Here is a 20,605-nt window from a genome sequence, read left to right as displayed (position 1 = left end):
AGCTCCTTTTTCCGTAAAGACGAGCCGAGAACACAGTCATCAGCGTAATTACATCCTTAACCAGTTCCGTTTCAAAAGCTTCGTCTTCCGGATCATCGAGAATCTGAATCGAGACATTAAACTGTTTGCACCAGTAGAAGACTAATTCCTTCCCGAACCGTAAAAGACGATCGGCATGCGTCAATGTAAGAGAGCTTACGGTACTGCTCCAGATGGCTTCCAGCAGCTTCTTTAATCCCGGCCTTTTGCAGTTTAATCCGGAGCCGAGATCAGAGATAACTTCATCGCAGCCACTGTCTTTAAGACGTTGAATTTGGGACTGAAGGTCAGATTTTTGATCGTGGCTGGAGACTCGGGCATATCCGATACTGCGGCGTTCCTCCTTTTTTATTAAATGAGAGAAAGAGCAAGAAGCAAAACGACGATGGTTCCCGACAGTTCGGAGAGTCTCAGTCCGTTTACCGGAACGGCACCAGCGGCGGATGGTTGCTGAGGTAACACCTAATTTAGCTGCTAATTCTCCTACCGAAAGGAGAGAAAAATCTAGACGCTTCTTCTGAAAAGGTGGGTATTGTCCTTGTTTGTACAAGATTACACAACAATTTCGTGGCTAGTTTTTAACCCCTAATACCTTTTTCAGTTCCGCTACAACCTCTACGTCTGCGGGCAACCAATCGACTGTATCTAACTCTCTTTTGTCCAGCCATTTTGCCGCTTCATGTTCAGTGAGAACTATTTCTCCTGAAACAATCCTAGAAAGGAAGCAGTGCATTGTTAAATGAAAATTCGGATAGTCGTACTCAACTGTTGTAATAAGTTTTTCTGGCTCAATTTCAACTTCCAGCTCCTCACGAATTTCTCTAACGATAGCGGCTTCCGGAGACTCACCTTTTTCCATTTTTCCGCCCGGGAACTCCCAGCCGTCTTTAAAGTCACCATACCCACGTTGTGTCGCCAAAATTTTATGATCTTTGTGGATAATGGCTGCCACTACTTCTATTGTTTTCACTCTATTCCCCGCATAAATAATCGTATATATCGTTACGAACTGGTGTATCTAAAACATACTGAATTTCAAAGGCGTTTTCCATCTTAGAAGGATCTGCTCCACTTGGGACCTTTACTGGTTCAGGCATTCCCTCCGCCTTCATCTCCCCCAAGAAATAAAAGCTTTTTGCTTCGCTGTCATTTTTGTTTTTTCTAACAAACAAATAGATCTTATTCTCTTCATTTTCAGGAGATTGTTTATAAATCCGTTTTGCGTCATCTGAATCAACTGAGCGTTTTGTCTTTGAAAGGGCAATAAGGTTTTTCTCCGACTCGAATCTGTCTTCATAAGCAATGGCATCCTCAGCCTTGTGATAGTTGACAAAAACAGGCAAAGTCTTGGTTGTCTCATCGTACTTATACCCTCCAATATTTTGAGCCGGAGGATTCTTAGGCCAGTTCAGTAGACGGCACACATCTTCATAAGAATATTTCTCGTACAAACATAAGGAGGTGTCCTTGTATCTTTTACTAAACCTGTCCTCGTAACGTTGAGTCATGAAGTCTAATAAATCCTCCAAACAGTCTCTAAACCCAGGTCCGTTATTCTCTAGTTCTTCCTTTAGTTGATTGGATGCTCGGAAATCACCCGACTCTGTGCGCGTTACAAAAACAACGTCTCCGGCTCCTTTCTTTTCTATTTCATTTCTGAAAAAATTAGCAGATAGGTTATTGAAAACACTCTTTAAAAGAAGAGGAGAAGGATTAAGCTTCAATTCGTTTTGCAGAATGCTTTCAAAATCTTCTTTGAGTACCCCGTTTGGATTCTGCAACGCCAGCCTTAATAAAACACATTCCTCAATACGTTTGGCCGCGCCTAGTTTTGATGAGAGATATCGGATCATACTTTCAGCTCGCGGGGTTAGCCGAACTTGGTAGGAATCTTCATTTTCCTTTAGGAATCCATAGTAAGACCGGTATTTAGGATTCATAAAGAACTTTACCGGATCAATTCCATTGTGATCTTTGTACTCGGTCAGTCGTGGAATTCGTCCCAATTTATTCTTCAGAATTCGATACGACTCTTTCAGCAAAGCCGCATCGTTGGTTCTTGCTGTGTCGATTGAATCTAGTATGCGTTGCTTTACGACTGTCTGAAATTCTATCGTCGAGGCCCCGGGTATAGTTCGTGTTCCTAGACCTACTACTTTTCGCATGACATCTTTATCATAAGAATTGTCACCGGAAAGGGCTACAGGGATTAAGTAATTGTTTTGATAGTTAGCAATAAAATCGAGGACAACCAAAAACTCCTTATCCTCGGCTTTTCTTAGTCCCCTGCCCAACTGTTGAACGAAAATAATAGGGCTTTCTGTTGGTCTCAAAAAAATAACTTGATTGATTTCTGGGACATCAATACCTTCATTAAAGATATCTACAGAAAAAATATAATCTAGTCTCCCTTCCCCTTCTCCGTGAGATAGTTTTTCGACGCATTCTAGCCTCTTCTCCATTGAATCTTTTCCAGAGAGAGCGACCGTCTTAAACCCCTTCTTATTAAATTTCTCCGAAAAAGCCGCACATTCCTCAATAGTCCTGCAAAATACAAGTCCTTTGACCCGATCTCCAGCATGTCCATAAACTTCAGCTTGTTTAATAACGTGATCTACTCTCTGGTCAAATTCAACACAACTAAAATCTTTCAATTTATCGAACTTCAGTGAGTCAATTTCCAGATCTGCAATACCGTAGTATCGGAAGGGTACCAACAGATCTTCCTCTAAGGCACCCTGCAGTCGGATTTCGTAAGCAATGTTATTGTCGAAAATCTTATAGATATCTTTTCCGTCCGGCCTGTCTGGGCTTGCAGTCATTCCAAGCCAGAAATCTGGCTGTAAATGAGCCATAATTTTGGAGTAACTATCAGCGCCTGCTCGATGAACCTCATCGATAACAACTAAATCAAATTTCTTCGGATTAATTCCCTCCAACACTTCGGCTTTGGATAGGGTCTGCATAGTTCCGAAAACTAAATCTTTGTCTATTTCAAAGGAATGACCTGAGACCAAGCCATACGATAGATTCTTTGTTCCAATTACCCGCTCAAAGCTTTTCTTTGCTTGAATTGCAATCTGCTCTCGGTGAACAATGAATAGAATTTTTTTAGGCGCTTTCAGAACTTTCGAACTTTCATCTTCCTTCTTTGTTCGCAAGTTCATGAGATGCCTAACTGCTAAAGCTGCTGCATAAGTCTTTCCTGTCCCCGTGGCTGAGATTAACAATGCCTTAGTTTGGCCAGATAGATAAAGCTCAGTCACATTCTTAATAAAGACCTTTTGCATAGAGTTTGGTTCTATCCGAATCGCCTTCACCGTCTCCTGTTGCGTCGCCACAATTCTATTTTGTTTGAATCTTTTCCTCGCAGCTCTCCACTCAACTTCGTAATCATCAATCACTTCTTTCAAAGGAAAACTATTCGGATGCTCCCATAGATACTCGAATTCCGTTTTAATTTTTTTGGGAAGCTGACCAGTTTTATGAGATACGAGCCTGATATTCCACTCGAAATTTGTGGTCAAAGCATTCTGTGTAAGGTTTGAACTGCCAATGATGAAACGACATTCATCACCCCGAGTGAACATAAAACCTTTCGTATGGAAGCCTACAGCATCTTCACAGCGGTAAAGTTTGATTTGAAGCTCCGGAAAATACTTTTCAATTTGCCTGAGTGCACGAGGATCAGTAAAGAGGTTATAGTCCGTGGTTAATAGCCTTCCTTTTACTTTATCTTTGCGCCCCTCCCCATACACATCATCCTTCAACGTTTGTTTCAGCAGGCTCAAACCTCCTTGGGTTATAAAAGCCACACTCATGTCAAAAGAGTCACAGTCCTTTAGCTCGTCCAATAACTCCGGCAATACTTTTATGTATTCACCTTTCTCTCCTACTGAATTACAGAGCAAATCTGCACGCAGATGAGGATCTGAGTCGGATACATTAGCGTCGATAAACGAGGTTAGTAAACTTCTTTCTAAAGATTTCTGTGTGTCTGTTATGGACTGCATATTGAAAAGAGACCGGATAGATCTTCTAAGTTTGTTCTTGTTTCCTCTTATAACTGAGAGGACACCGCTTGGATCTTATCAACCTATCCTGCCACAAAACAACTCTGGAAGGTATAACGCAAAATGAGTTAGAGGACTTAATTGAGCTTGAAGTTTCTGAAGAGCAACCATCCTTCTGGAAATCCTTAAATTCAATTCAAAAAACAGTCCCTATTCATTTCTCATTGAACTTGTAGAAGTTAGAAGTCTTTCTCTCAAGAAAGTCTGCACTGTCGGCTTTACTAGACCCACAGCAGTTCCGACACCAAGTGCGCTGATTAAGGTTCCTTCGCGCACACCTTGTAGTTCCGAAAAGAAATAGAAAGATAGTCCGACACTAAGGGCAACAAACAGCCAGTCAGCCGAAACCTTTACCTTTGCATAAGTAGAGTTAAAACGTTGGGCTAGAGCTAACATAAAGCCATCGGGCGCTGTCACCGAAACATTTGCCGTAAATTGAAAACACAACCCAATAGCCAAAATACAAATCCCAAGGCAAAGCGCCAAAATACGTTCGTAATATGCCGTCAAAGAAAAAGATGAATAGCAGAAGAGAGCGGCATCACAAAGGACGCCAAAGAATACGGCCGTCGGAAATTGCCATAAAGCTTTCAACTTAAAATCCGACTTCAAAATTACTTTCTGTAAAGCCAACAAAATAATTTGCTCTGCGGCAACACAGGTCCCGAAAGTAAACGGTAAATAAAGAGAAACTACGTAAGGTACCGACATGACCGGGCTGACGCCCAATTCACTTTTGACAATAAGTCCCACGCCAAAAGCTGCAATAGACAGTCCTAACAAAAACGCGACAAGTCTTTTTTGTGTATGCGCATCTAGCACGGAACTCCCCCCTCTATTGCCATGTGAAATTTATTTGCCGGCTAGAAAGATTTTTGGTGAGGCTTCCAAATTCGCTGTTATTAAGAAGCTATGCGATTACGTTGCTCCGCATATCAAGCAAAATCTTTTCTTGATGCCCCAATTTCATATCAAAACAAGAACTGCCGTCACTAAAGGAACAAGACAATGAGTTTGGGACGGCAAGCCGAGACCTTCAATCTTTTCTATTTGGCTGAAAATATGCTAGGTACTAAGGCCGCCTAAGTCAATGAGAGAGAATCCTGAGTATCTTTCTCATTCACTTAATTCTTGTTGTAAAAGGCCAATCTTTCTTAATGCCGATAGCCTTGAGAATTAACCAATTTCTGTACTCTTTTCGTATCCGCCTTTCCCCATTCGGCAAAAATCTTCCGCAGCCAAATACAGCCTGCATCCTGATGCGCCCTCTCACCCCAAATTAAAGAATTCCAAATATTGGGTTCCGCAATTTCCGAAGGTAATGGTAAGAATTCCAGATCATTTGCCTTGACTGCAATTTCTGCTGCTCTATATCCGCAGATGGAAATCAAATCGGTCTTCTCAAGAGCCTCCCAAACGACATTAAATCGAGTCGTGGTTAGTCGCGTTCTTTCTCTAAATTTTTCGAATGGAAATATACTTTGATCGGGGCCAGGCCAATGATTATGACGTCCCGTAGAAATGCTGGCGCGGTCATACATCTGAAGATCGTATGTCTTTAATGGACGGCCTAGCCTAGATAGCGGATGACCTTTCCGAAATAGAACTACTCGCTCAATTGGGTACAGATCCAAATAATGGATATCAGGCGGTAAGCCAACCCGGGTCACAATAGCAAAATCCACATTCCCTGACAGAACTTGTTCAAATTCATTGTCGTGGTGAGCTAGGTGAATACTTGCGAATGGTGCCTGCTGAAGAAAAGTCGGAACAATTCCTCCGATAATTCTTGACACCTCAGCCATCATGCAGCTAATTCGAAAACATCTTCGACATTTCTCCGGTGAGAACCCTTCCGGATTAAGCCCTTGCATCCTTTCTAATATATCCTGAATAACGGGTTTGATTTTGGAAAAGTATTCCGTTGCCACCAATCCGTCTTTGACATTGAGGAAACAAGAGTCTCCTAGGATTTCTCGAATTCTCTTCAGCGTACGTGATGCCGTTGAAGGAGAAAGATTCATTGCCTCTCCGGCTTTTGTTATGCCGCCTGCCCGTTCAAGAGCCATTAAAAATTGAAGATCGCCAAGCGTCAGTTGTTCTAAGTTTTTCACGCCCATAAAAATCGCCTTTTGAGGTTAAAAAGGATTCAATTGCATTATTTGCATAGATATCTTTGCAATATTTACATGCTCATTTTACCACCCGTTATTTTTACAATGTCACTCAGAGGTTGAGAAAAAACCCAATCATTCCAAGGAGTTAACTATGTTAAGAAGACATTTCGTTTCTGTTGCTATTGCTTCCGCTTTTGCAACTACGTTTTCACTTCCTGCTTTCGCTACACAATATTTAGAAACTGACCTGGTTATCGTCGGCGGCGGTCTCGCTGGTTTAGCAGCTGCTCAACATGCCGTTGACGTAGGCGTCAAACCAATCGTTCTTGAAAAAGAACCGGCCCTTGGCGGCGCTGGTAACTTCCCTGAAGGTTCTTTAGGTGTCGGCACTCGCTATCAAAAAGAACATGGCATCAAGACAACTGTTGACCAAGTTTTGACAGCTGCTTTGCAATTCCACCACTACAGAGCCGACCCACATGTCCTCCGCGTTTTGATTGAAGAATCCGGTAAAACAATTGACTGGGTCATGGACAAAGGCGCTGAAATGCGCGGTATCCGTACCATGTACTCTCCTGAAGAATCTTTGATGACATGGCACTTGTTCAAAGGCGGCGCAGCAGGAATCGTTCAGCGCTTCGCTAAGGAAGTCAGAGCAAAAGGCGGCACAATCCTGACAGAAACTCCTGTTAAGAAACTTCTTGTCGAAAACGGCAAAGTAGTAGGCGTTGAAGCAGTTGACGCCGAAGGCGATAAAGTTATCGTCAAGGCCAAGAAAGTTATCCTCGCAACAGGCGGCTTCGAATCCAACAAAGAAATGTTGGCTAAGTACGTTAACGATTCTTCCGCTCTCGGTATGTTTGAACCGGTATGGTACAGAGGCCCGGTTACCGACGGTAAGAACGGCGACGGCCGTACAGGCGACGGCATCCAGATGGCTCAGATGGTTGGCGCAGGTGTAAAAGGCATGCACGCTATCGCCGGTAACGCCCCTTACCTCCCTGACCTTCCTCCGATTAACCAATTCATGGGTGCGGACGAACTCAAACAAGGCCGCTGCGCACTTGCTCAGCCATGGCTTTGGGTTGACCAGCACGGCAACCGCTTCTTTAACGAATCCCGCGGCTCCGTCTTCGTAGACGTATATAACGCCATGACAACAGCCGGCGGTGTAATGTACAACATCATCGACCAGCAGAAGTACGACCAATTGGTTAACAAGGGAGCTCTTCTTCCGTTCAACGCTATCGTTTTGGCCGGTGTTCCTCTGAAAGCTCTCCCGAAGACCTATGAAATCGGTCAGCAGAGAGGCTGGGCCTTCAAGGGTGACACCATCGAAGATTTGGCAACAAAGATCGGTGTTCCTCCGCAAAATCTCCGCGCCACAATGGAAAAAGTTAACGAATACGCTAAGGCCGGTAAAGATCCTGAATTCGGACGTCTGCCTGAACATTTGGCAACATTCGATATGCAGAAAGGTCCTTACTACGCTCTGAAAGGTATCCGTGCATTCTTCTTAACCCTCGGCGGCGTTACAGTTACTCCGAAGTTCGAAGCAACTAACCCGCAAGGCGACGTGATTGCTAACCTTTACGTAGTTGGCCAGGATATCGGCGGTCTGTATGACTCTTCTTATGACTTGAAGTGCGAAGGTTCTGCTTCTTCCTTTGCAATGACCAGCGGTCGCGTCGGTGCAGCCAACGCTATCCAAGCCATCAAAGAAGGTAAGTAACCTTAATCAACAATAGGAACCGGCCCTGAAAGGGCCGGTCATGAGAATCCCCATGAAATATCTGCCTTTTCTCATAGCTGGCCTTTTTTGCATGAGCTCCGCTGTATTGGCTGCTCCTTCACAATTCAAGCATCAAGCAAGAAATGTTAACTGCGAAGCTTGCCACAACACAGCCGCTCCGGTTTCAGCCGCTAAATCTAAGAGCTGCATGAAGTGCCACAATTACGAAGCTGTCGCAGCTAAGACAGCAAAGATGAATCCGAATCCTCATGATTCCCATGCCGGACAGCTCAGATGCACTTTATGTCACAAAGAACATTCTGAAAGCGTTGTCTACTGCAGAGAATGCCATAAGAACAAAGACGATCAAAGATTCAATTTCAAGACTCCTTGAGATTCTTGCATAGTTGAGCAGTAGATTGGGCCGAGCGAATTGTTCGGCCCTTTTTTTGCTTATTCTCTTAGGCCTTTTTAGCCTGCGTATTCGGATCGATATCCGGAACAAAGAGCAAGTAAAGTGCCGCGGCAATCGTGACACCGGACACAATCCAGAAGCCGGTTTGGAACTCTCCTAAATGATGCCCTAAAAAACCGAAGGCCATCGGAACGAAAATAGCACCTACAAAGGAGAAGAAATCCACACCGCCTGTAGCCTCAGCAACTTTTCCTTCCGGAGCTGCTTTGGCAACTTGTGCAAAGAATACACCGCTCCAGCCTAAGGAATTTATTCCCAGTATGAAGGAAATGGCTAACACAAGCCACTGAGCCCAGCCTGAAGTAACAAAGCTCAAAAGGATAGTGAATGCTCCCATCAAAATACCGCAATAGGCCAGAGCTTTCCGCGAAGAATGAAGCTTGTTGGCGGCTTGGCCCCAGAATAGTCTTCCCACAATAGCACCGAAGTTGCTCACAGCTAAGGCAATACCCCCGAAAACCAATGAGAACTTCATGTCTGACAGGAACACGACCATGTAGGCTAAAACCGACATCTGCAGGCCTTTGTAGATGATGCTGAGTATGGATAAACGCAGAAGCAAAGGAGTCTGCAGGACTAATTTCATACTGTCGGCTAAATGAGATAGAGTTATCGGCTCATCTTTGAATTGGTAACTGGCATCTTGGCTCTTGCGGATAGCCATGCTCCAAATAACGGTTATGGCGCACAATACAGCGACAAAAGACAGACCCACTCGCCATCCGTACCGAACGGTTAAAAATGGAATTACTAAACCGGATAAAGCCATTCCTACCGGACCTGCACATTGCTTGATGGAAAAGACGGTGTTGTACTGGCCTTTTTCCAACTGACGGCTCAGCATGGTGTTGATGGCCGGCATTAAAGGACCTTTAGCCAGGCCTAAAACAAAGGCGGAAAAGATTACGCAGACTTCCCATGGAACCATGCACAGAAGCAAAGAAATAATGGCAACTGTCAATGCAATCATACAAATATGGGCCGGACCGTAACGCCGGATGAAGTTTCCTCCGGTTAACGACGAAATGCACGCACCTACATACAAAAAGCCAATGTATAAGCCGGCAAAGGTGCTGTTTGCATTAAGAGACTTTGCAATCTCCGGTGCAATACTTGCCACTGCGGTACCCATCAAAGACGAGACCAGTTGGATACCCATGGCAGCTAAAAAAGCCTGAATTCCAAGTCTTGTTAGCCCAAGCATGTTTCCTCCGTATCATGGAAACCACTATAAATGGGCTGAGGGTCCTACCCCTCGATTTTTTAATCAATTCAGGCAGAAAAAAACTCTTCGGGATTTCTCGGCGAAGAGTTTTTCTGAAAATACAACTAATTAATTGAAGAATAGTAAAAGTGCATGGTAATAAACAGGGGCTGCAAAGAACAGCATTTCAAGCCTGTCCAAAGTTCCTCTGGTAAGGAGCATAGTGTTATCCAAACGCTTTGCGCCGAGTGAACGCTTAACGGAGGACATCACCAAGCCTCCCAAGGTACCCGATACGATAATCAGTAAAGACATCAGAGGGGCTTGCCAAGCTCTGAAAGGAGTCATCCAGAAAAGAGCAGACCCAATGGCTAATGCACCGATACTGCCAAGAATAATGCCCTTGTAAGTCTTATTCGGATTACTGAAACTCGGTCTTCCTCCGAAAATTGCTGAAGCCAGAATCTGGAACAGATCAGCAAAATATAAAACCATTAAAAAGTAAAGAAGAACAAACAATCCGCTCGAGTGATAGCGCTGTAAGTCAATTGAAGCGATAGCAGGGGCATGGCTGACGCAGAAAATACAGAGCATGATGCCCCATTGGACTTTGGCTACGCGCTCTAAGAAACGATCTGTATCTTTACTCAATACCATCACTACCGGCAGAGCTAAGAAAAGATAAACCGGAATAAAGAGCGTAAACAGGTTGTAGTAGTTCAGCCAGACCAAGATATATTGGACCGGGATAGCAACGTAGAACGCTAGGATAAGAATTGAATGATCGTGGCGCCGTGTTGGTGTCAGTGCGATAAACTCGCGCAAGGAGAAGAAAGAGGCAATGGCAAAAATAAAAACCAGAGCGCCTTGGCCGAGATAGACAGCAACTGCAAAAACAAAAATCAATCCCCAAGCGGCACGAATGCGAGAGTTGATAATTCGGTTTCTGTTAATGGCTAAATCCGTCGTGGACTTGGAAGAGAGCCACTGACCGATAAAAGTACCAATCGCTGTCAAAACCACTAAAACAGCTAAAATCGTGAAATAGGCTTCACTCGTTGAAAAACCCCATCTCATTTCATTCATCTTTTATAGCTCCCTTGCGAGTTTGATGATGGAGGCTCTGGCCTTTTCTAAGAATTCTTCTTTTCCTTCGTCTGGCGAATGCGGAAGCGGCGCCCCGAAACGCACTGAACACATGGTCGGAACAGGAAGAAGTGCACCTTTCGGCATCGATCGATGGAGGTTTTCGAGATAAACCGGAATTAACTCAACTTCCGGAAATTCTGTCATAAGTCTCCATAAACCGCTCTTAAAAGGTCCGGGGAGAGCTTGAGGCGTACGAGTTCCTTCCGGGAAAATAATCAGAGAACTGCCCTCTCGGAGCGCTTGTCTCATCGGATCCATCGGATCGGAATTCTCCGTCCTTTTTCTATCTACCAAAACCACATTCAGCTCGTCGACCGCAATTCTTTTGCGGATGCCAGACTGCCAGTAATCTTTTGCGGCTACCGGTCTTGTCTTGGTTCTAAGTTCTTTAGGAAGAGCGGACCAAATAACAATAGTATCCAAATGACTGGTGTGATTAGCAAAGTAAATCCTCTGCTTTCTTTCAGGTGCGCATCCTACCCACTGAGGATAGGCGCCGACCAATAGTTTGGTCATCCAAACCATTGGAGTCATGAATTGAAATAGATGCTTCAAGATTAAACTTCCTAAAACTTAGTTGTAAGTCGAATTATGCCTTTTTCTGCACGGAAATTGACTAAAAATGATTCAATACCATTATGGATCTTCAATTTTTTGGTGAACATTTGAACTATAGGTAGTTATTCGGATGTACTCAGTCCTATTAGGACTTTCCTTACCAGTCCTGATTCAAATTCAAATTGTTCTGAGTTTTTTGAAATTCTCAGTTATTTTGAGATAAATTACTCTTACACGTTATGGTGAGATAAATAATGTTTGCAGCTTCTTTCAATTTTTATTTCTTTTATTTTCCGGCCTCGGCGGGAGAATAGACTGCAACCTCCATAAGCACAAAATTCACAACCGCCGGCAAAAAACCGGCGGTTTAATTTTTTGGATTTCAATTTTTATAAAACATGAGGCAACCAATGAGCTACGCAACCGATGACCTTCGAATTAAAGAAATTAGAGAATTAACTCCGCCCTCCCATTTAATCCGAGAGTTCCCTTGTGAACAACTTGCATCTGAAACCGTACATCACGCACGTCTGAATGCTCACAAGATTATTTATGGAGAAGATGATCGTCTTCTTTTAATCGTCGGTCCCTGCTCAATTCACGATCCTAAGGCTGCTCTTGAATATGCAGAAAGGCTCGTAGAACTCAAAAAGAAATACGCCAATGATCTCGAAATCATCATGCGTGTGTACTTCGAAAAACCTCGCACCAGCCTCGGTTGGAAAGGCTTAATCAATGATCCCGGTTTAGATCACAGTTTTAGAATTAACCAGGGACTGAGAATCGCTCGAGAACTTCTTCTCAATATCAATGAACTTGGCATTCCGGCCGGTACCGAGTATCTCGATATGATCACGCCGCAGTATATCGCCGACCTCATCTCATGGGGAGCTATCGGCGCCAGAACCACTGAAAGCCAAGTCCACCGTGAATTAGCCAGCGGCCTGTCTTGTCCCGTGGGATTCAAGAACGGAACGGACGGCAACGTAAAAATTGCTATTGATGCCGTCAAAGCTGCTGAACATGAACACGTGTTCTTATCGGTTACCAAAGGCGGTCACTCTGCCATCGTCGTTACCGGCGGGAACGAAGATGCACACGTCATTTTACGTGGTGGAAAGACTCCGAATTATGATGAAGCAAGCGTGGAAGAATGCTGCAAAAAACTTGAAGAAGCCGGGATGCCTGCCTCCGTCATGATCGATGCGAGCCATTCAAACAGCGAGAAGAAATACAAAAAACAATTGGATGTTATTGAGAACATCTGCGGACAGTTAGAAAAAGGAAGCCGCAAAATCATGGGCGTCATGATTGAATCCAATCTTGTGGAAGGCAATCAGCCCTTAGAAGGCAATCCTAACCTCACCTACGGTCAATCCATTACCGACGGATGTATTGGTTGGGAAGATACAGTCAAGGCAATTGATAAACTTGCTAAGGCAGTAAGAGCAAGACGCGATTGGCTTAGGTAGCACCAATGACAAGAGGCGGTAAAACCGCCTCTTCCTTATTGAAAACCTCTTCTATTTCTTTGCAGGAACTTCAATATCCTTCATGTGATCGACCGGATGTTTTCGTGCAAGAAAACTGTCAGCCTTACCCAAGAGTTCCTTAAGCAGCTCTTTGTTCTCGTATGGAGAAAACAAAGAACGAACCGCCAAACCTGCATACAGAGCGTTCAATAGTTCTAAGCGAACTTTATGTTCTTCGTCATTCGGATCAACATGGTAGTACTCATAAAGTAGCTCTCTGAACTTCTTCTGATGCTTCTGGAAATGCTCCATCAGCTTGGCATCTCGGGTAGCTTCCGTAATTAAAGTCAGCATCAGAGCTGCTCTTTCCGGTTTTAAGAGATTGTCCAAGCACTCATCTTTATCAATTGAACGTTCTTCAAACATGCTGTTTTTAAGCGTATCGAAGATCTCTTGATTCATTCTCTCCTGCACGGCCATAGCCAAATCGGCTTTGTTTTTATAAAAGTTATAAATGTGGGGAGGACTGACCTCAGCTTTCTTCGCAATATCGCTCATGCTGGCCGCATGGAAGCCCTTCTCCAAGAAAATCTCTTGAGCGGCCTCCAGCAGTCGATGCCGCTTGATTTCCATTCGGCGCGGATAACGGTGAGTTGTCATTCGACCTTCTCCGTCACGGCTGCCCCTTGAGTGGAAGCTAACGTCTGAGAAGCCGCAGGCTCGGCAGAGGTTGATTTTATGCTCCCGCCTCCGAGTACTTTGTACAAAGTCACGTTAGAAGAAAGACGGTTCTGCTCGGCCACAATGTAGTTAGTTTGGGCCGCAACCATTTGTCTTTGGCTCTCTAAAACTGTCAGGAAGCCGTCCAGTCCGTTCTTATAACGGCTATAAGACAAGTTATATGCTCTCTGAGTGGCATCGACTAAGGCCCGCAGAGCGGAACATTGACGAGTCATTGTTCCCTCGGCAGCCAAAGTATTGGCAACTTCAGCAAAGGCGCTCTGAATAGTTTTTTCATACTGAGCCACCTTAGCCTTCTGCTCGGCTTCGGCTTGTCTTAACTGAGAAATATTGGCTCCGCCGGTAAAGATCGGAAGAGTAATACCGGGAGCAAAACTCCATAAGCCGGATCCGCCGCTGAACAAGTCATTCAGATGCTGAGACCCGGTACCGACTCCGGCTGTCAGAGTAATACGCGGGAAGAAGTTGGCTCTGGCAGCGCCGATGTTGGCATTCGCGGCTTTTAAGCTGTTTTCTGCAGCACGAATATCCGGTCTGTTAAGTAGCACTTCACTTGATAAACCCTTCGGAGCAATGGCGCCGTAAGTGCTCGGATCCTCCAGCTTTTCCGGTTCAAGAGATTCCGGAACTTTGCTTCCTACAAGCAATTCAAGATTGTTTCTGGCCTGAGCCAAAGATCTTTGATACTGAACAACTGCAGCGCGAGCTGTTTCGACTGTGGTTCTTGCCTGTTCTACGTCAAGCAGAGAACGCGCTCCGAGGCGATAGCTGTCAGAAATGAGCTTGAAGCTGTTCTGTTGGCTCTTAAGCGTAATTTCCTGGAGGCGAAGCAGTTCTTTTTGTGCTCCGACATTAATCCAAGCATTCGCCACTTCTGCAATCAAGGAATTTTGAGTGCCGTATTGAGCTTCTTCCGTTGCCAAGTAGTTCTGCAAAGCCGCTTCTGTCAGACTTCTGACACGGCCGAACAAATCAATTTCCCAAGAAGTTGAAGCAAGGGTTGCACGGTAGGTGTGAGAGGTATAGCCATTTCCTGTGGGCGCCATTGTGTCCGGAGTATGAGAACCGGTAGGACTGAAATCAGCACCTGCATTCGGCATCAGGTTCGCACGCTGAATGCCGTACGCAGCTCTGGCTTTCTCAACGTTGAGAATGGCAATACGCAGATCTCTGTTGTTTGTCAGCGCCGTGTTGATAACCTCTCTAAGCTTTGTATTCGTAAAGAAGGTATCCCATGTGGGCAGCGGAGCAGTACTGAAGGCTAAATCTTCATAGGCAGCCCCTTGGGGGAAGGTAGGGGCTACCGGAGATTCCGGTCTTTCGTAGACCGGTGCCATCGTGCATCCGGTCGCAATCAACACGGAAATGACTAATGGAGTTAACTTTAAAAAATTCATCTTCTACTTCTCCTCTGAATGGGAGGCCTGAGTTGAGGGTTGCTGCGCAGGAGCGCTATGTTTCTTTTTCTTGTCACCGAAGATCTTAACAATAAGAACGTAGAACATCGGAACAAAGAAGATACACAGGAAAGTACCGGTGACCATACCTCCTAACACGCCGACGCCGATGGCATTCTGTGCACCGGAACCGGCGCCGGTAGCTTTAGCCAAAGGAAGAACACCCAACCCGAAGGCAAGAGATGTCATCAAAATCGGACGAATTCTTAAACGGACGGCTTCACTGGCAGCATGCAGAATATCTTCTCCCTGCTCATGCAATGCTTTAGCAAATTCCACAATAAGAATGGCATTCTTACTAACAAGACCGATCGTTGTTAAAAGACCGACTTTAAAGTAAATGTCGTTATGCATGCCGAAAGCACCGGTAAGTCCCAACGCACCGATAACACCCAGAGGAACAACCATAATCACGGCAACCGGAATTGACCAGCTTTCATAAAGAGCGGCCAAGCACAAGAACACGATCAGAACGGACAAAGCATAAAGAGCGCCAGTCTGGGTGTCGGCTGCCTTCTCTTGATAAGAAATACCGTTCCATGCAATACCGTAACCGTATGGGAGGGTCTGAACAATTCTTTCAATTTCTTCCATAGCCTGACCGGTTGTATAACCCGGAGCCGGAGAACCTTGAATATTGACGGCACCTAAACCATTGAAACGTTCCAGGCGCGGAGAACCGTATTTCCAGCTGGTGCTGACAAAAGATGAGAACGGCACCATTTCTCCCTTGTTATTCTTAACGTACCAGCGGTTAATGTCTTCAGGAAGTTGGCGGAAAGGTGCATCACCCTGCACGTAAACTTTCTTAATTCTGCCTTTATCGTAGAAGTCATTAACGTAGGAAGAACCCCATGCGGTAGACAAAGCATCATTAATAGCTTCAACTGAAACACCGAGGGCAGCTGCTTTCTTAAAGTCAATGTCGACTTTAAGCTGAGGCATGTCTTCTTGGCCGTTTGGACGAACGTTATAGAGGACAGGACTTTGACGAGCTGCCGCCAAGAGTTGGTTTCTGGCTTCGGTCAGTTTTTCATGTCCGGCGCCGGCCAAATCCTGCAGGAATACGTCAAAACCGTCAGCCATACCAAGTTCGGGAACCGGCGGGAGAGCGAAGCCGAATACCATGGCGTCTTTCCAGCTCATGAGGACTCTGTTGGCTCTCATCGCAATGTTTTGTGCCTTTTGGTCAAGATTGGGTCTTTCTTTCCAATCTTTGAGCTTCACGAAAGCCATAGCGGTGTTTTGACCCGTCCCGGACAGACTGAAACCTGTAACGGCCATGACACTCTGTACATTGTCCTTTTCAGTTTTCATGAAGTATTCCTGCATTCTTTGAATCACAGGAAGGGTGGTCTCTTGGGTCGCTCCGGCCGGCAGTGTTACCTGAACCATCAGGGAACCTTGGTCTTCATCCGGCATGAAAGCGGTCGGAACCTTGGTAAATCCGAATACCATCACCGCAATCAAAAGGCCGTAGATAACCATGAATCTGGCCCATCTCGGAGTCATGTAATCAACAGCTTTAGTAGCCCCGTCGGCACCTTTGTTGAACATTCTGTTAAACCAACCGAAGAAACCTCGTTGGGCTTTTTCTTTGTGAACCGGTTTAAGAATGGTTGCGCACAATGCCGGAGTCAAGGTTAAAGCAACCAAGACGGACAAGCCCATAGCTGCCACGATAGTGACGGAGAACTGACGGTAAATTACGCCTGTAGAACCGCCGAAGAACGCCATCGGAATAAATACGGCGGAAAGCACCATAGCGATACCGACCAAAGCGCCGGTGATCTGTCCCATAGACTTCTCGGTTGCATCATGCGGCGAAAGCTTTTCTTCGTGCATCACGCGTTCTACGTTTTCAACCACCACAATCGCATCGTCAACGAGCAAGCCGATAGCCAAAACCATGGCAAACATTGTCAGCATGTTGATGGAGTAGCCGAGGACACCGAGAATGCCGAATGTACCCAAAACCACAACCGGCACGGCAATTGTAGGAATTAAAGTGGCGCGTAAGTTCTGGAGGAAGAGGTACATGACCAATACCACCAAAACAATAGCTTCCATTAATGTCTGGACTACGCCCTGGATGGAAATCTTAACGAACGGTGTTGTGTCGAAAGGAATAACGTACTCATAGTCTTCCGGGAAGTACTGTGAAAGTTCGTCCATCTTCTTGTTGACTAAATCAGAAGTCAATAAGGCATTGGAACCGGAAGCTAGTTTAATAGCCATGGCCGCAGCGGGTTTGCCGTTATAGAAACCCGTAGCCATATAGTTTTCCGGTCCTTTCTCAATTCTTGCTACGTCCTTTAGGTATACCTGGGCACCGGAGTCAGTGGTCTTTAAGAAAATTCCTTCGAAGTCCTGAATGGTTTCAAGCAAAGAACTGGAGGTAATCGTAGCGTTGAGTTCGGTACCTTTAACTGCAGGCAGACCGCCGACCTGACCTGAAGATACCTGAACGTTTTGGGCCTGAATAGCTGCCTTAACTTCAGCCGGAGTCAATCCATACTGGTGAAGTTTTTCCGGATTCAGCCAAATACGCATCGCAAAAGCAGAACCGAAGATCTGTACTTCGCCGACACCCTCAACACGGCTAAGAGGTTCCTGAACGTTAGAAACCAGATAGTCACCGAGTTCAGCCTCGTTGATTTTTCCGGATTTGGAAGTCAAAGCAACCACTTTCAAGAAGCTGGCGGTTGTCTTCATAACCGTTACGCCGAGTCTTTGAACAACTTCAGGGAGAGAAGACTGGGCTTGGGATAAACGGTTTTGAACCTGAACTTGAGCCATATCCGGATCTGTGCCGGCTTCAAATGTCAGCGTAATGGAAATACGTCCGCTGGATTCACTGGTCGAGCTCATGTAAAGATAACCGTCTAAGCCGGTCATCTTCTGTTCAATAATCTGAACGACGGTATCTTCAATTGTCTTAGCAGACGCACCCGGATAAGTGGCAGAGATATTAACCTGCGGAGGAGCAATCTGCGGATATTGAGAAATTGGAAGATTAAGAATGGACAAGGCGCCTGCAAGCATGATCACAATAGCGATCACCCAAGCAAAAATTGGCCTATTAATAAAAAACTTTGCCATCAGAACCCTCTGCTTTTACTTAGAAGTAGCGGTTTTTTGAGAGAGCGGAGGAACGATATCGACGGGTACCCCCGGACGGATTCTTTGGAATCCTTCGATAATGACTTTGTCACCCGGTTTTAATCCGCTTTCGACAACCCAGTTGGAACCTGCTGTTTCAGTTGTATCGATAACCTTTTGTGCAACTACGCCGTTCTCAACAACTAATACATAAGGCGCACCGTCTGTTCTACGCAGAACGGCTTTCTGAGGAACCAGAATTGCATTCTCGCGCACACCTTGCGGAAGCTCTGCCCTTACAAACATTCCGGGGAGAAGCAATCCGTCCGGATTCGGGAATTCTGCTCTTAATGTCAATGTTCCCGTTCCTTGATCCACGGAAACTTCAGACAATGTCAAAGAGCCCGGAAGACTGTACTTTGTACCGTCTTCGAGAATAAGCTGGATTGGAATTTCGCCCTTAGTAGCTTTGATCTTTCCCTCGGCGAGTTCTTTCTTGAGTTTTAACAAATCGCCGCTGGCCTGATTGACGTCAACATAGATTGGGTCCAATGTCTGAACGACAACCATGTTGTTGGCCTGATATCCGGAAAGCAAAGCACCGGGAGTCACTAAGGAGCGGCCGGCCTTTCCGTCAATCGGAGAACGAATGGTTGTGTAATCTAAGTTGATTTGAGCTGTCTTCAGCTGAGCTTTAGCAGCCTGAACAGCAGCTTGTGCTTGTTTTACTGCAGCTTGTGCATCGTCGTTTTGCTGCTTGCTGACAGCTTCCGTCTTAACGAGCTGAGCATAACGTTTTGCGGTCAGCTGACTTTGATATAAGACAGATTCTGCTCTAGCAAGCTCAGCCTTAGCACTGGCAACTTGTGCTTCATAAACCGCCGGATCGATTTGGTAAAGAGGCTGCCCTTCTTTCACCTCTGCACCTTCATCAAAGAGGCGTTTCTGAAGAATTCCGCCCACTTGGGGTCTTACCTCTGCCACCATATAGGGTGCGGTACGGCCCTGCAGGGTTGTAATCATAACCTGTGAGGTCGGTTCAATATCAATCACAGAAACTTGCGGCTTTCTTGTTTGTCCGCCGGCAGCAGGTCCCTGAGCTTTATCAGAACATGCACTCAAAGAGATCAGTGCCAAAATTGCAATAAGAGTCTTTGTTTTTGTTAACTGCTTAAGAAAAAGCATTTCGCCCTCAGTCTAACTATCAAGAATAGGTGTGAGTTTACAATTTTCTGAATGAACATTCATTCAGAAACAGGACAGTTATTTTAAGTATTTCTACCTAGAAGATTACAACTATTGAGTTGGCATGAAAATAAGCGAATAGTTTTCTGATAGTTAAACTAACTATATGATAATTAATGTATAAAATTCTATTTCCCCCGCCGTAAAAAGTGACAAATTTGTTTTCAAACTAAATAATTTTTTGAAACACTTTTTACACCTTTCCTTTTTGCACTTCTTACACTCAGCGCTTTGGAAGACCTAGAAGAAAGAGGAAAAACGGAGAACAACAAGCGTACAAAAGAAAAGAGCGGTAAAAACCGCCCAAAACAAAAGGGAGCCGATGCTCCCTTTTGCTTTGGTCCGCAGCAAGTGCAGACCATATTTGAATCGTAACTGTAAGTTCCGACGCGTTGAAATTAACGCTTGGAGAACTGTTTACGACGACGTGCTTTACGCAAACCGACTTTCTTACGTTCGACTTCGCGGGCGTCACGTGTAACGAGACCAGCCTGAGACAAGACGGACTTCAATGCTTCATCATAGTCGATGAGAGCGCGTGTGATGCCGTGACGGATAGCACCGGCCTGACCGGATTCACCGCCGCCGTGGACGTTAACTTTAATGTCGAATGTTTCAACATTGTTAGTCAAAACTAACGGCTGACGAATGACCATACGGCCTGTTTCGCGAGGAATGTATTCATCAAGCGGACGGCCGTTGATGATGATAAGGCCTGTACCACGCTTCATGAAAACGCGGGCTACGGAGCTTTTACGGCGTCCTGTACCATAGTTGTAAATACCAATCATCTTTAGATCTCGAGCTGTTTAGGTTGCTGGGCGGAATGTGGATGTTCGTTGCCTTCGTAAACGAAGAGCTTCTTGAACATTGCATATCCGAGTGGTCCTTTTGGAAGCATGCCTTTAACAGCGATTTCCAAAGCACGGCCCGGATGCTTTTCTTGCATCTTACGGAAAGTTGTTTCGTAGATGCCGCCTGGGTATCCGGAGTGACGGAAATATTTCTTATCTTCAGGTTTGTTGCCTGTCATTACCAACTTGTCAGCGTTGATAACAACGATGTAGTCGCCTGTATCAACGTGCGGGGTATAAATGGGCTTGTTTTTGCCACGGAGTCTGAGAGCGATTTCGGCGGCAAGGCGGCCTACAACCTTATTAGTTGCATCCACAACATACCATTCACGCTTCACTTCAAGCGGCTTAGCCGAGAAGGTTTTCATTACGTTTCACCTATAAGCA

17 protein-coding genes are annotated in these 20,605 nt (G+C 45.3%); 3 read left to right on the top strand and 14 right to left on the bottom strand.

Translation table 11 applies throughout. The features are described from left to right. The 5 genes from ACYQ4O_RS10555 to ACYQ4O_RS10535 form a co-directional block, all read right to left on the bottom strand. Positions 1 to 589: IS607 family transposase (locus ACYQ4O_RS10555; RefSeq protein WP_460175558.1), on the bottom strand; the 589-nt coding region annotated here is incomplete at its 3' end. A 21-nt stretch (positions 590 to 610) separates the two neighbouring features. Beyond that, entirely contained in the window at positions 611 to 1,009 is a 399-nt protein-coding gene (locus ACYQ4O_RS10550; protein ID WP_308514689.1) for a (deoxy)nucleoside triphosphate pyrophosphohydrolase, read from the bottom strand. Between the two features lies 1 nt (position 1,010). Then, positions 1,011 to 4,052: a DUF3427 domain-containing protein gene (locus ACYQ4O_RS10545; protein ID WP_460175557.1), complete on the bottom strand. Its 3,042-nt coding sequence runs from the start codon at positions 4,050 to 4,052 to the stop codon at positions 1,011 to 1,013. Positions 4,053 to 4,262: 210 nt separating this feature from the next. Then, the gene (locus ACYQ4O_RS10540) at positions 4,263 to 4,934 is read right to left on the bottom strand and encodes a YczE/YyaS/YitT family protein (RefSeq protein ID WP_308514693.1); all 672 of its coding nucleotides are present in this window, start codon (positions 4,932 to 4,934) and stop codon (positions 4,263 to 4,265) included. 332 nt (positions 4,935 to 5,266) lie between these two features. Further along, a complete protein-coding gene (locus tag ACYQ4O_RS10535) occupies positions 5,267 to 6,232 on the bottom strand; it encodes a LysR family transcriptional regulator (RefSeq protein WP_308514695.1) in 966 nt (321 codons plus the stop codon). A 148-nt stretch (positions 6,233 to 6,380) separates the two neighbouring features. On the opposite strand from ACYQ4O_RS10535, the gene ACYQ4O_RS10530 reads away from it, so the two are divergent. After that, positions 6,381 to 7,961, top strand: coding sequence for an FAD-dependent oxidoreductase (locus ACYQ4O_RS10530; RefSeq protein ID WP_277029890.1), 1,581 nt, complete (start codon positions 6,381 to 6,383; stop codon positions 7,959 to 7,961). Positions 7,962 to 8,052: 91 nt separating this feature from the next. Next, positions 8,053 to 8,355, top strand: a complete 303-nt coding sequence (locus tag ACYQ4O_RS10525) for a cytochrome c3 family protein (RefSeq protein ID WP_460175556.1) — start codon at positions 8,053 to 8,055, stop codon at positions 8,353 to 8,355. Positions 8,356 to 8,422: 67 nt separating this feature from the next. Here the strand turns inward: ACYQ4O_RS10525 and ACYQ4O_RS10520 are convergent, their stop codons facing one another. The 3 genes from ACYQ4O_RS10520 to ACYQ4O_RS10510 form a co-directional block, all read right to left on the bottom strand. Continuing rightward, entirely contained in the window at positions 8,423 to 9,640 is a 1,218-nt protein-coding gene (locus ACYQ4O_RS10520) for an MFS transporter (RefSeq protein WP_460175555.1), read from the bottom strand. A 129-nt stretch (positions 9,641 to 9,769) separates the two neighbouring features. Continuing rightward, positions 9,770 to 10,726: a phosphatidate cytidylyltransferase gene (locus ACYQ4O_RS10515; protein ID WP_236578555.1), complete on the bottom strand. Its 957-nt coding sequence runs from the start codon at positions 10,724 to 10,726 to the stop codon at positions 9,770 to 9,772. 3 nt (positions 10,727 to 10,729) lie between these two features. Beyond that, positions 10,730 to 11,344: a lysophospholipid acyltransferase family protein gene (locus tag ACYQ4O_RS10510; protein ID WP_302944631.1), complete on the bottom strand. Its 615-nt coding sequence runs from the start codon at positions 11,342 to 11,344 to the stop codon at positions 10,730 to 10,732. Between the two features lie 413 nt (positions 11,345 to 11,757). Between ACYQ4O_RS10510 and aroG the strand changes: the two genes are divergently transcribed. Beyond that, entirely contained in the window at positions 11,758 to 12,819 is a 1,062-nt protein-coding gene (gene aroG, locus ACYQ4O_RS10505; RefSeq protein WP_308514705.1) for a 3-deoxy-7-phosphoheptulonate synthase AroG, read from the top strand. Between the two features lie 51 nt (positions 12,820 to 12,870). On the opposite strand, the gene ACYQ4O_RS10500 is transcribed toward aroG, so the two are convergent. The 6 genes from ACYQ4O_RS10500 to rplM form a co-directional block, all read right to left on the bottom strand. Beyond that, entirely contained in the window at positions 12,871 to 13,479 is a 609-nt protein-coding gene (locus tag ACYQ4O_RS10500; RefSeq protein WP_308514707.1) for a TetR/AcrR family transcriptional regulator, read from the bottom strand. After that, the gene (locus ACYQ4O_RS10495; protein WP_460175554.1) at positions 13,476 to 14,957 is read right to left on the bottom strand and encodes an efflux transporter outer membrane subunit; all 1,482 of its coding nucleotides are present in this window, start codon (positions 14,955 to 14,957) and stop codon (positions 13,476 to 13,478) included. The genes ACYQ4O_RS10500 and ACYQ4O_RS10495 overlap by 4 nt, the downstream gene beginning before the upstream one ends. Before the next feature lie 3 nt (positions 14,958 to 14,960). Then, positions 14,961 to 18,119, bottom strand: coding sequence for an efflux RND transporter permease subunit (locus ACYQ4O_RS10490; protein ID WP_460175553.1), 3,159 nt, complete (start codon positions 18,117 to 18,119; stop codon positions 14,961 to 14,963). 15 nt (positions 18,120 to 18,134) lie between these two features. Then, positions 18,135 to 19,304 carry an efflux RND transporter periplasmic adaptor subunit gene (locus tag ACYQ4O_RS10485; RefSeq protein ID WP_308514714.1) on the bottom strand — a complete coding sequence of 390 codons (1,170 nt, stop codon included), beginning with the start codon at positions 19,302 to 19,304 and terminating at the stop codon, positions 18,135 to 18,137. Positions 19,305 to 19,762: 458 nt separating this feature from the next. Next, entirely contained in the window at positions 19,763 to 20,155 is a 393-nt protein-coding gene (rpsI, locus tag ACYQ4O_RS10480; protein ID WP_308514544.1) for a 30S ribosomal protein S9, read from the bottom strand. Between the two features lie 2 nt (positions 20,156 to 20,157). Further along, positions 20,158 to 20,586, bottom strand: coding sequence for a 50S ribosomal protein L13 (rplM, locus tag ACYQ4O_RS10475; RefSeq protein ID WP_308514542.1), 429 nt, complete (start codon positions 20,584 to 20,586; stop codon positions 20,158 to 20,160). Positions 20,587 to 20,605 lie beyond the last annotated feature (19 nt).

Source organism: Turicimonas sp. TL08 (assembly GCF_054660695.1).
This window is presented reverse-complemented; position numbering and strand designations above follow the sequence as displayed.